General features: G+C 42.7%; 9 protein-coding genes. 5 read left to right on the forward strand and 4 right to left on the reverse strand.

Going from position 1 to position 12723, the window contains the following annotated elements:
• Positions 1-80: 80 nt before the first annotated feature.
• The 4 genes from SKC38_RS11060 to SKC38_RS11075 form a co-directional block, all read right to left on the reverse strand.
• Positions 81-1292 carry a TCR/Tet family MFS transporter gene (locus SKC38_RS11060; RefSeq protein ID WP_377977205.1) on the reverse strand — a complete coding sequence of 404 codons (1212 nt, stop codon included), beginning with the start codon at positions 1290-1292 and terminating at the stop codon, positions 81-83.
• A gap of 24 nt (positions 1293-1316) precedes the next feature.
• On the reverse strand, positions 1317-2210 hold the full coding sequence (locus SKC38_RS11065) for a sugar phosphate isomerase/epimerase family protein (RefSeq protein WP_377977206.1): 894 nt from the start codon (positions 2208-2210) through the stop codon (positions 1317-1319).
• A gap of 313 nt (positions 2211-2523) precedes the next feature.
• Positions 2524-3261, reverse strand: a complete 738-nt coding sequence (locus SKC38_RS11070; RefSeq protein ID WP_377977207.1) for a PI-PLC domain-containing protein — start codon at positions 3259-3261, stop codon at positions 2524-2526.
• A 4-nt stretch (positions 3262-3265) separates the two neighbouring features.
• On the reverse strand, positions 3266-7126 hold the full coding sequence (locus SKC38_RS11075; protein WP_377977208.1) for a pyruvate carboxylase: 3861 nt from the start codon (positions 7124-7126) through the stop codon (positions 3266-3268).
• A 198-nt stretch (positions 7127-7324) separates the two neighbouring features.
• On the opposite strand from SKC38_RS11075, the gene pdxA reads away from it, so the two are divergent.
• The 5 genes from pdxA (at position 7325) to SKC38_RS11100 (ending at position 12720) form a co-directional block, all read left to right on the forward strand.
• Complete coding sequence (pdxA, locus tag SKC38_RS11080; RefSeq protein ID WP_377977209.1) at positions 7325-8332, forward strand: 4-hydroxythreonine-4-phosphate dehydrogenase PdxA; 1008 nt, start codon at positions 7325-7327, stop codon at positions 8330-8332.
• A gap of 3 nt (positions 8333-8335) precedes the next feature.
• On the forward strand, positions 8336-9244 hold the full coding sequence (locus SKC38_RS11085) for an NAD(P)-dependent oxidoreductase (RefSeq protein ID WP_377977210.1): 909 nt from the start codon (positions 8336-8338) through the stop codon (positions 9242-9244).
• Positions 9241-11673, forward strand: coding sequence for an endonuclease MutS2 (locus SKC38_RS11090; protein ID WP_377977211.1), 2433 nt, complete (start codon positions 9241-9243; stop codon positions 11671-11673). Before SKC38_RS11085 ends, SKC38_RS11090 begins: the two co-directional genes overlap by 4 nt.
• Positions 11673-12173, forward strand: coding sequence for a tetratricopeptide repeat protein (locus SKC38_RS11095; RefSeq protein ID WP_377977212.1), 501 nt, complete (start codon positions 11673-11675; stop codon positions 12171-12173). Before SKC38_RS11090 ends, SKC38_RS11095 begins: the two co-directional genes overlap by 1 nt.
• A gap of 118 nt (positions 12174-12291) precedes the next feature.
• Positions 12292-12720: an FKBP-type peptidyl-prolyl cis-trans isomerase gene (locus tag SKC38_RS11100; RefSeq protein ID WP_377977213.1), complete on the forward strand. Its 429-nt coding sequence runs from the start codon at positions 12292-12294 to the stop codon at positions 12718-12720.
• Positions 12721-12723: the final 3 nt, after the last annotated feature.

Here is a 12723-nt window from a genome sequence, read left to right on the forward strand (position 1 = left end):
GGGTTTATTTTTTTCCGAAAGGTATTGATTTCACAACAATATTTCATTCCACTAAACATGTAATCAAACCAATTATCAGTTTACTGATTATTTTTCGGAATCGAACGCATGATGATTCCCCAAGCAAGGAACCCAACAATCCCAGCTGCAAAGAATGCGGCGCCAGGGAAATTATGCTCTGATGTCGTGAAATAAGCAAATAGGTTCGATGCAAAAAGCGGACCTAAAATCGTGGTAATGGATTGAAGACTTGTCAAGCCACCCTGCAATTCGCCTTGCTCATTCGCCCCCACTTGTTGGGTTATTAAGCTCTGCAAAGCCGGACCCGCCAATCCTCCCAATCCGAAAGGAACCATAAATGCGTACATCATCCAAGATTTAGAGGCAAAGGCAAAAAGTAAAAAACCCGAAGCCCACAAAAGCAAACCAAATGAAATAGCTTTCCGCTCCCCTATTTTGGGGGTAATCACGCGAGTCAATCCACCTTGAACAATGGCCACGATTAAACCTACAAAAGCTAAGGAATAGCCGACTTCATCTGGGGACCAATTAAATACTTTCATCGTAAAATAGGACCAAGTACTCGGATGTGCCTGACTCGCTAATTGAATACAGAAATATCCAGCGATTAATCCTAAAACGAGCGGATGATAACGCGACATGTGTTTTAGCGACCCAAACGGATTCGCGCGCTTCCAATTAAACGGTCGACGATTCGCTAAACTCAAGGACTCCGGCAATACAAAATACCCATAAAGCGCATTCAGCATGGTCAAACCCGCTGAGGCATAAAATGGCAAATGCACATCAATATTACCCAAAGCACCGCCAATGGCGGGTCCCACAATAAATCCTAAACCAAAGGCAGCACCAACCATACCAAAATTCTTGGCACGATTTTCAGCCGTTGATACATCGGCGATATAGGCTTGAGCCGTGGTAAAACTTGCCCCAGTAATCCCAGCAAGAATCCTACCTACGAACAGCCAAGTAATGTTGGGTGCGTTTGCTAGTAATAAATAATCTAAGGAGAAGCCAAAAAGGGAGGCCAAAATAACGGGTCTCCGACCGAATTGATCCGATAATCCCCCTAAAATGGGTGAAAACACAAATTGCATAATGGCATACGAGGCCATCAACCAACCGGAATATTGCGAGGCAACACTTAAATCCCCTCCTGTAAAACCCCGAATCAATGTGGGCATCATCGGAACAATGATTCCAATTCCCATTACATCAATCAATAAGGTAACAAATATAAAACCTATAGCCGCGTCGCGCTTTTTTAGCATATCATTAATTTATTCGGCAATTTACTAAAATTGATACGCAATTTTACCTTGTAAAAAATCTTTACTAATCTGGGCGCATTGCACAGGTAATTTTGCTTTATCAGGAACAGCATCCAACTCAACAATAGCCCAGCCACCAAATTTTATTTTATCCATGGCAGCAAAAACGCCAACCAAGTCAACATTGCCTTGCCCTAATTCAACGAATTTATAAGATTTAGGGTTCGAATCTCCCTTGATTGGGCATTCTACATCCTTGATGTGCATACTGTGCAATACCTTTTGGTATTTTATCACCGCCTCCGCAGGTTTCCCTCCCCCTTGGTGATAATGTGCTACGTCTAATAACAAACGAACATATTGGGGATCCATGGATTTAACCAAAGCATCTACCTCCTCAGGTGTCTCACCATATTGATTCATGTGATTGTGATAAGTTGCCTGAATACCTATTTCTTTCGTTAAAGCACCTATTTCATTCATGGCTGCTGCCAAACGGGCTAATTCATCTGCCGTAGGTGCCACATTATTTTTTCGTAAACTATTCGTTAACTGAATCGAACTACCACCCAAAGCTTTCACAAATCGAGCATGATTTACATGCATCGCCACATTTGCTTCCATTTTCGCAGGATCAATTTCGACATTTCCACTCGAGAACATAACCAAAGACAAACCTTTGGCATCCAATAATTGCTTCAAATCGCTTGGATTATCTTTATACTTCGCATAGGTATTCGCACGCAATTGTATGCCTTTGTAACCTAATACCGACAATTCCTCAATAGCTAATTCATCCTTTCCACCCCATGTGATGGCCGAATAACCCAAGCGATAGGTCTTGGATTTTGCTGAAGGTAAAAATGCCGCGAGGGCTAATAATGAATTTTGTGCAAGAAAGCGACGACGAGATAACATAGGGAGGTGAGAGTTAAGAGTTAAGAGTTAAGAGTTAAGAGGTAAGAGATTGGACGTTAGACATTAGTCGTTGGACGTTAGATGTTTAAATAGGTTTTACCTCTAAAACAACAAAAAAAATCAGAGATAAAAAAGAGAACTATGGCGAATAACCTAAATACTTTTATTCCCCTAGGCTAAAGTCAATGGAAAGAAATATCATGAAAATCTACCAAAAATAGACGCGAGGTATCGCGTCTCTACATAAACGATGATAACTTCGGCCAATCACATGAAAACAGGAAACTGACCACTGACAACTGATTACTGCCCACTAACGCGCTGCCTTCAAATACTCCGCCAAAGCCACCAACTGATCAGTCCCGATATAATCCACGCCTAAATCCAAGAAAGTCTGATAAGCCATCAATTCCTCCGGCGTTGCCCACAAACGAACTTTGCGGCCTGAAGCATGTACCTTATCGATATAGCTCTTCAATTTAGTCCGCAATGTAGGTGACATGGGTGATGCCCCATTCCAAATGCCGAATTTATAAAAAGCCTCGCTTTCTAAAACCACATGGGATGCTAAAAAGGAAGGTACTTCCTCGTTCGACCGACCGTCAAACGTAATCCAATTCGGGAATTTGACATAATCCGAAACGGCAGGCCGATTACCCGAAATGACAATTCGGAAATTATTTTTGAGCAATAAATCTTTATATGGCTCAATAGCCTTCAATAATAACGGCATAGTTGAATCCGCAGAGGTTTTCGAATCAATCAATAATTGATGATAGTTCCCCGCTTTTCCAGAAGTTAAAACTTGAACTAAAGGATCTAAATACAAATTCTGAAAGGTCCTTGAAGCTTTCAAATCCTTCACATCATGGGCTACCAACAATTGGCCATTGACCGCATAAACATCCACTTCAATGGAACCAAAGCCCAACGAAAAGGCCTCGTAAAAAGGCCTCTCGTGTTCATAATCATTGTGCGCATGTGCTTTTGTCAACAAATTTTGACCCCAAACAGTACTGGAAATCATCAACAACAAAAGCAGCTTTTTCATAAAATTATCCTTTTAAATAATCCCCAGAAGCAATTCGTTTCTTCGAATCAACGGGTTTATTGTAAAGATATGCATATGAAGTAATTTCCTTGTCCTTTAATTTAACCGTCACATGCTCACGTATAAATAAGGATTTCTCAGAGCTTTCTGGATCAAATTCCTCGTATTCATCCAAGACATTCAACAACTTGATCGTGTTTGAAAGCAAGTACAACTCCCCAACCACCTGATCTTTGGCATCATCCGAAGGAATAATTCCCGGATAATCTGCCACTTGATACATTTGGCCTTGATAAGTCGCCATGCCCACATAATCCGAGTTGCGAGCGATCAAGCGATGTAAGTCATTTCCACAATCACGACGCAAAGTTCCATATACGAATAAGTATTCCTCTACATCAGGTTCTGGCAATTTGGCTTCTTCCAAAGTCAATACCAAATCCTCTTGCTCCACGACCGTACCTTCATTCAAGACTACGTTTCCAATAATCCCTTCAAACGGCGCCGAAACAATCGACTCCATCTTCATCGCCTCAATCACATACAATGGAGCGTTTTTCTTCACTTCCTCACCCGGTTTCACCAATATACGACTCAAACGTCCTTGCAAAGGTGCTCCAATATCTCCTTTGGCCTTCGCTTTGGCATGTTGGGCACGCTCAACCTTGATGTTCTTATCCAAGATTTTCAATCGGCGAGCTTGACCATTCAATTCAAACGTAATGTTTCGTAAGCCGGATTCATCAGGGTCTGACATATATAAATACTTCACGATGATCGTCTTACCTGGCTCAATCGTGATCATGATTTCCTCATCCTGCTTTAAGCCATAGAAAAAGGCTGGCGTAGGCATCGCAGACAAATCACCATACAAAGCTTGATTCTTATAATAATCCTCGTAAACCTTTGGATACATTTTGTATGACAAGTAATCCAAGAAGCCTCCTTCATTGTCAGGGAATTTCGCAACAAATGCCGCATAATCCTTATCAAAATCAATCGGCGCTAAGTTATCGTTCGGACGTCCTTCGTAAGCCGTTTCTCCTTTCAAGATGATTTCCTGCAATTGCTTTGGAAAACCTTGATAAGGTTGACCCAATCCCCCTTTGAAGAAATCCTTCACAGATTCTGGGAAAGATAAAGTAGAACCTTTGGCATATACATCTTCTGCCGACAAGCTATTTGCCGTCATGAAAATGGCCATATCGCCTACTACTTTCGAAGATGGAGTTACCTTAACAATATCACCAAATAACTTATTCGCTTCCGAATAATTGTCCTTCAATAATTCAAACTTATCCCCTACGCCCAAGGCAATCGCCTGACCACGTAAGTTGGTGTATTGCCCACCCGGAATCTCATTATTATAAACCTCTGCTGTTCCTGCTTTTAATTCCGACTCAAATGGAAAGTACATCGTACGAACCGCTTCCCAATAATTGGAATAATCATTCATGGCATCCAAATCCAAACCACTATCGTAAGGATGACCTTGCATCATCGCTACCAAAGAGTTTAAATTCGGTTGGGAAGTTAAGCCAGACATCGCTGCCAAAGCCCCATCAACCACATCAACACCCGCCTCAATCGCCTTCAAATACGTAGCCGATTGAACCGAAGCTGTATCATGCGTATGTAAGTGAATCGGTATAGCAACCGCTTTCTTTAATTCAGTAACCAATTTCTCTGCCTGGAATGGACGTAACAATCCAGCCATATCTTTAATGGCAAGCATGTGCGCTCCCGCATCTTCTAGTTGGCGCGCTAAATCCAAATAATACTGCATGTTGTACTTCTCATTCGTAAACACATCACCTGTGTAACAAATCGCAGCCTCAGCAATACCAGGCGTGCGCTCACGAACCGCTTTGATAGATACCTTCATCGCATCGATCCAGTTCAAGGAATCGAAAATACGGAAGACATCGATCCCGGATTCGGATGATTTCTCTACGAACTTCTCGATTAAATTATCCGGATAAGCCGAATAACCCACGGCATTGGAACCACGGAATAACATCTGTAAAAGCATGTTTGGCATCGCCTCTCTGAACTCTTCCAAACGCTTCCAAGGAGATTCATGCAAGAATCGCATCGCCACATCAAAAGTTGCACCACCCCATACCTCCATCGAGAATAAATTCGGGAAGGTTTTAGCGAAACCTGATGCTACTGCCAACATATCTTGCGTACGAACACGTGTCGCCAAAAGCGATTGGTGTCCATCGCGGAAAGTTGTATCCGTAAATAAAACTTGTTTCGAATCGCGAATGTGTTTCGCGAAACGCTCAGGTCCTAATTCTGTCAATAATTGTTTGTGTCCACGGGGGAATTCCGCAAACTCATCCACTGAAGGGATAATTGGCGTACGGAAAGGAGCAGTAGGCTTCACTTTCACGTCCGGATTCCCATTCACGATTACCTCTCCCAAATAGCGTAAAGCTTTTGTTGAACGGTCACGTGTAGGCTTTATATTAAATAATTCCGGATGATTCGCGATAAACGGAACTGTACAATTTCCTTCTTGGAACACGGGATGCGTGATCACATTACGCAAGAAAGGAATATTGGTTTTCACCCCACGAATACGGAACTCAGACAATGCTCGGTTCAAACGCTCAGAGGCCCCACGTAGCGTACGGCCTTTGGCAGAAACTTTTACCAACATTGAATCGAAATAGGGCGAAATCTTAACCCCTGGATACGATGATCCTTCATCCAAACGAATACCAAAACCGGCAGCATTACGGTAAGCGATGATCGTACCAAAATCGGGCTTAAAGCCATTCGATGGATCTTCTGTGGTAATCCGACACTGAATCGCAAAACCCTTCAAAGGAATATCTTCCTGGTTTTGGATGAAAATACCTGGATCGGATAATTTATAATTTTGCGCAACCAAGATTTGGGTACGCACGATATCAATTCCCGTTACCTCTTCGGTAATGGTGTGTTCCACTTGAATACGTGGATTCACTTCGATGAAATAGATATTTTCATCTTTATCCACTAGGAACTCAACGGTTCCCGCATTGTAATAATTAACCGCCTTACCGATTGACAAAGCGTACGCATATAATTTTTGCTTCGTTTCTTCTTTTAAACCAAAAGAAGGGGCAACCTCTACAACCTTTTGAAAACGGCGCTGTACGGAACAATCACGTTCGTAAAGGTGAACCAAATTACCATGTTGGTCACCGAGTAATTGAACCTCAATATGCTTGGGATCATCGATGAATTTCTCGATGAACAATGTATCATCACCAAAGGCGTTTTTTGCCTCATTTTTCGCTTCTGAATGTGCTTTTTCTAATTCCTCTTCCGTACGAACAACACGCATTCCACGACCACCTCCACCAGCTGCGGCTTTCACCATCACTGGGAATGTGATACGGCGGGCTTCGGATAAGGCATTTTCGTACACCGACATATCTCCTTTTGAATCTTGGATCATCGGTACATTGGCTTTCAAGGCAGCAACTTTGGCAGCTACTTTATCCCCTAATGCATTCATGGCTTCAGGAGACGGACCTACGAAAACGATGCCTTCTTCACGGCAGCGACGCGCTAAACCAACATTTTCTGATAAGAATCCATAACCCGGATGAATGGCATCGATCTTTTTGGACTTACACAAAGCAATAAGTCCTTCGATATCCAAATAAGGTTTTAATGGCTCATTGTCCTTACCGATTTGGTAAGCCTCATCCGCTTTATAACGGTGTAAAGAATAGCGATCCTCAAAGGTGTAAACCGCAACAGTTCTGATTCCAAGTTCAGAAGCGGCACGCATAATACGGATGGCAATTTCACCGCGGTTCGCGATGAGAAGACTCGAGATTTTCTTAACGTATGATTTTGGCATGCTAATATTTTTAGTGCATTGTAACAAAAATGATAAATTAATTGGGATTTAAGTACAATGACCGCTATTTTATTTGGCAAAACTTGAAAATTTACAATTTTTATAGGCTTCGTTACCAAAATATGCAGGGCGAAAAAAATATCTACATCCTTCCTGTGAAATTTCTTAACTTGCAAGTCCAAAATTCACCCATTTTATATGAGCGCAACGAAACCTTTTATTGGCATAACCTTAGGAGACTACAACGGTATCGGTCCCGAAGTCATTTTAAAAGCCTTAGGCAGTCAGCGTATCTTAAAATGGTGTACACCGGTGATTTATGGCTCCCAACAAGTCATTAAATTCTACCGAAAGCAATTAGATCTACAAGATTGGTCAATCAAAAGCATTGATTCCATGGAAGAAGCAACAGAAGGACATACTTCGTTGATTACTTGTTGGGACGATTCCAACACCGTTGTAGAACCTGGAAAAGTAACCCCTGAAGCCGGTAAAGCTGCATTTGCATGCTTAGACCGTGCCGCACAAGATTTAGACAAGGGATTATTGGCAGCCTTAGTTACTGCACCTATCAATAAGCATAATATCCAGTCGGAGGACTTCAAATTCCCTGGCCACACCGAATACTTAACCGAACGTTTCGAGGCGAAAAACTCCTTGATGATGATGGTGAGCGAAGGCTTCCGCATGGGCGTTGCGACGGGACACCTACCCTTGCAAGATGTCAGCAAAGCCTTGACGAAGGAATTAATCAAAAATAAGATCGATGTTTTCTTGCAGAGTTTACAAGAAGATTTTGCCATCGAGAAACCCAAATTAGCCGTATTGGGATTGAATCCACATGCAGGCGAGTCGGGCTTATTAGGTCAAGAAGAACTGGAAATCATCCAACCGGTGATAGAAGAATACCGCAAGAAAGGTGTTTTGGTTTTCGGTCCTTACCCGGCAGATGGCTTCTTCGGAAAAGCACAATTCAAGGAATTTGATGGGGTTTTGGGCATGTACCATGACCAAGGATTGATTCCGTTTAAATACATTGCTTTTGAGACGGGTGTGAATTTCACGGCGGGTTTACCGATCATCCGTACATCACCTGATCATGGAACGGCTTATGACATCGCGGGTAAAAATGAAGCTGACCCAAGCTCGTTTTTACATGCATTTTTTCTAGCAATCGATTTGGTCAAAAACCGCATGCACGTTTAGTCTATGGCAAAAAAGGTCTTGATCATTGATGAAGTTCACCCATCCCTCGCTGCGGATTTACGTTCCTTGGGCTTTGAGGTAGACGAACAGCCCCAGATTCACCCGAATGAGGTGCAATTAGCAGGCTATCAAGGCTTAGTACTTCGGTCAAAAATGTCACTCGGGGCCAAAGAACTGGAAGGATCTACATTAGAATTCATTGCCCGTGCGGGAGCCGGATTGGATTTGATCGATGAGGCTTATTGTTCAGCAAATCAAATCGCCGTTTTCAGTGCCAACGAAGGCAATCGCGATGCGGTGGCGGAACATGTAATCGGCCAATTAATTACGCTAGCTAGGAAAATCAATACAGCAGATACACAAGTTCGCAATGGAATCTGGGACCGTGAAGGAAATCGGGGCTGGGAATTACAAGGCAAAACATTGGGCATCATTGGCTATGGGAATATGGGTCAAAGTCTTGCCAAGAAACTGCAAGGTTTCGACATGAATATTTTGGCCTATGACAAATATGCGCCAGCGACTCATGCATTAAAGGATATTTTCGAGCAAGCCGACATCCTAAGTTTACACGTTCCCTTAACGGACGAAACGAAGGAGATGGTTAATTCAGCTTTTATTGAACAATTTAAGAAACCCATCGTGTTGATCAATAGCTCACGTGGGTCCATTTGCTCATTGGAAGCATTAGCTGCAGGATTATCGAGTGGCCAATTGCGCGGTTTAGCTTTAGATGTCTTGCCCAATGAAAAATTGGCCACATGGACTCCAACCGAAAAAGCCTTGTTCAATCAGATTGCCTCACATCCCATGACCTTATTCAGCCCGCATGTAGCAGGTTGGACCACAGAAAGTTATTGGAAAATCAACGATGCGCTCATCGACAAAATCAAAACCCATTATCAGCTATGAATTATCCAGAAAACATTGCTGAAAAACTAGGGTTCCACCAGATCAAGGAACACATCCAAGCGGCTTGCTTAAGCCCGATGGGTGCGGAATATGCCGCCAAAATGAAATTCTCCACGCGTTTCCCCGTTGTCAAACAATGGGTAGAACAAGTGCATGAGATGAAACAAATCATGGCGGAGCATGGGGGTGAATGGCCCCAACAAGATTATTTTGACCTACGCCCATGGTTCGCACCTTTGACACTAGAAGGTCATTATTTAGCACCTGAAGAATGGCGTGATTGGCATCGTGGATTAGATATCCTCTATCAAGTCATTCGCTTTTTCGCGAACATTGATTCGGTAAAATACCCCGAAATAGCGAAGATCACGCAGAATTACCTCAACAAAGAGGAAGAACAGGGATCCAATTTCCGACAAATCATTCCCATCGTACAAGAGTTGGACCGCGTATTTGACATCAATGGTCAAATCAAGGAAACAGCTTCGGCTGCGCTAGGTGATTTGCGAAGAAAACGTTTTGCGGAAGAACAAAACCTACGTAAAAAATTAGACTCCTATATTCAGCAGGCTTACAAGGAAGGCTGGGTCAGCAAGGATTTTTCGTTGACGCTACGGAATGGTCGGATGGTGATTCCATTAGCTGCAGAACATAAGCGCAAAATCAAAGGTTTTGTGCAGGATGAGTCGGACACCGGGAAGACCGTTTATTTGGAACCGGCAGATGCCTTGGTTTTGAACAATGAGATAAAGTCATTGGAATCCGCGGAACGACGGGAAATTATTCAAATTCTCTCACGCTTATCTGATCGTGTTCGTCCGATGGTTCCCATGTTGACAGCCTGGTATCAATGGCTCGGAATCATCGATTTTGTACGTGCCAAAGCCGTTTGGGCCATCGAACACGATGCCATTTTACCTCATTTAAAATCCATACCTTGGGTGGACTGGAAAGGCGCAAGACATCCCATCTTAGAAGAATCGCTTGCTAAAATTGGCAAGAAAATTAAGGCTTTGGACATCACGCTGGATGACCAAAAACGCATCATGGTCGTCTCAGGGCCCAATGCCGGAGGTAAATCGGTGACATTGAGTACCATCGGATTATTGCAATATTTATTCCAAGCCGGTTGCTTAGTTCCTTTAACGGAAGGATCAACCATGGGCTTTTTCGACCAAATCTTTTTGGACATGGGCGATGAGCAAAATCTGGAAAATGAATTAAGTACCTATTCCTCTCACTTGAGCAATATGCGATATTTTCTAGCGCATGCGCAGGAGAAAACGCTTTTATTGGTTGACGAATTTGGAACGGGAACAGAGCCCTCTTTGGGAGGAGCCATCGCGGAATCGATCTTAGAGAAATTAGCCGATAAAGGCGCATATGGTGCTATCAATACGCACTTTGGCAATCTGAAAAGTTTAGCAGATCGCAAGCAAGGTTTATTCAATGCGGCGATGCGTTACGATACGACCCATTTAGAACCGCAGTTCATTTTGGACATGGGGAAACCGGGTAGTTCTTTTGCTTTTGAGATTGCGCAAAAAATAGGCTTACCGAATCAAATCATTGAAAATGCCCGAAAAAAACTGGGTAAAAACCAAGTGGATTTCGATAAGTTATTAATGGAAACGGAGACGGAGAAGCAGATTTGGGAGGCAAAAAATACGAGTTTAGCTGTTCAATTAGCACAGGCAGAAAGTATCAAAGAGCAATATGCAAGCCTGAAGAGTCATTTGGAAGAAGAGCAGAAACGTTTGCTCAATCAAGCCAAGGCAGAAGCGAAGCAATTGGTCAAAGATGCCAATCAGAAAATCGAACAAACCATTCGAGAAATCAAGGAGAAATCCGCTGAAAAAGAGGTAACCAAGGAAATCCGAAAAGGCCTTAATGAATTTTCAGAGAAAAAATTAAAGGTGCAGGCCCCCGTAACTCCTTCTACACCACAAAAAGCTACAATCAACGGACCAATTGCGGTAGGCTCTTGGGTAGCGATTAAACAAGCGGATGGTGAAGGTGCGATAGGTGAAGTGATGGAAATGAAAGGCAAAGACGCTGTTGTCGCCTTAGGTGGAATCCGCACCACGATTAAATTAAACCGCTTAGAACAAGTTAAGGCGCCTAAAGCGGAAAAGTCGGCTCGCTCAGCCATGCGTGGTATCGATATGAATGATCGCATGGCCCATTTTGGTTTGACGCTCGATGTGCGTGGTAAACGCGGCGAGGAAGTTTATGTGATTTTGGATCAATACATGAATGATGCACTTTTACTCGGCGTACCCGAAGTTCGTATTTTACATGGCAAAGGCGATGGTATTTTGCGCAATTTGGTCAAAGAGCAGTTGAAACGTTACCGCGAAATCAAATTAGTGCAAGATGAACATGCCGACCGCGGAGGTGCCGGAATATCCATTGTAACGTTTAAGTAATGAAATATCTGATTATTTTATCTTGTTTCTTGTTGAGCGGTTGTATGATCGATTACAATTTGGGCTTGACAAAAATTCAAGAAGGAAAATTTCAAGAGGCAACTGAACTGTTGACACTCGCACATGCCAAATACCCGAAACATCCTCAAATTCTGTTTACACGCGGAATTAGTCGGGGATTTCAAGAAAACTACTCGGGAGCCGTGGCTGATATCACCCGGGCGATTCGTTTGGAAGATGATCATGCCGACTACTATTTTTACCGTGCTTATTTCAAATCGAAAATGGGAAATGAAAAAGGTGCGATTTCGGATTATTCCAAAACGATTTCCATCTACCCTTACTACTCTGAGGCTTATTTTAATCGCGGAATCAAATTAATGAGCATTGGGAATGTAACCGATGCCTGCTATGATTTTCAGTATGCGGCTGATTTGGGAGATACCTTATCCTTGGGCTATTTAAATATTTATTGTAGGAGCTTAAAGCGGCCTGAATAGGGTATGAAAAAGCAAAAAAAATCCCGAACTTTGAAGGATAGGCTTTAGAGCTTAGAAAAAGAAATCAATTTATTTACTGCCTGGGCGCAATTGTGTGAGCAGGATTAATTTTAACAACATGTCTATTGCAAAAACTGGCGATAAAGTAGCCGTACATTACACTGGAAAACACGATGATGGAGCAATTTTTGACTCATCAGTTGGACGTACTCCATTAGAATTTCAATTAGGTTCAGGAATGGTGATCAAAGGTTTCGATGATGGCGTTACGGGTATGACAATTGGTGAGAAAAAAACCGTTGTAATTCCTGCGGCTGAGGCTTATGGGGAGCATTCTCCAGAAAATACGGTTACGATTGAACGTGCTCAAATTCCACCACACATTGAATTGGAATTAGGTTCTTCACTAAGCATGCACCAAGATGGTGGTCATGTTGTGGAAGTTGTCATCACAGATTTGACAGAAACACATGTAACATTGGACGCAAACCATCCATTGGCTGGTCGTGATTTAACATTTGAATTGGAATTAGTAAGTATTCAATAGCTT

The organism is Aquirufa echingensis (genome assembly GCF_042714525.1).
Lineage (GTDB): Bacteria > Bacteroidota > Bacteroidia > Cytophagales > Spirosomataceae > Aquirufa > Aquirufa echingensis.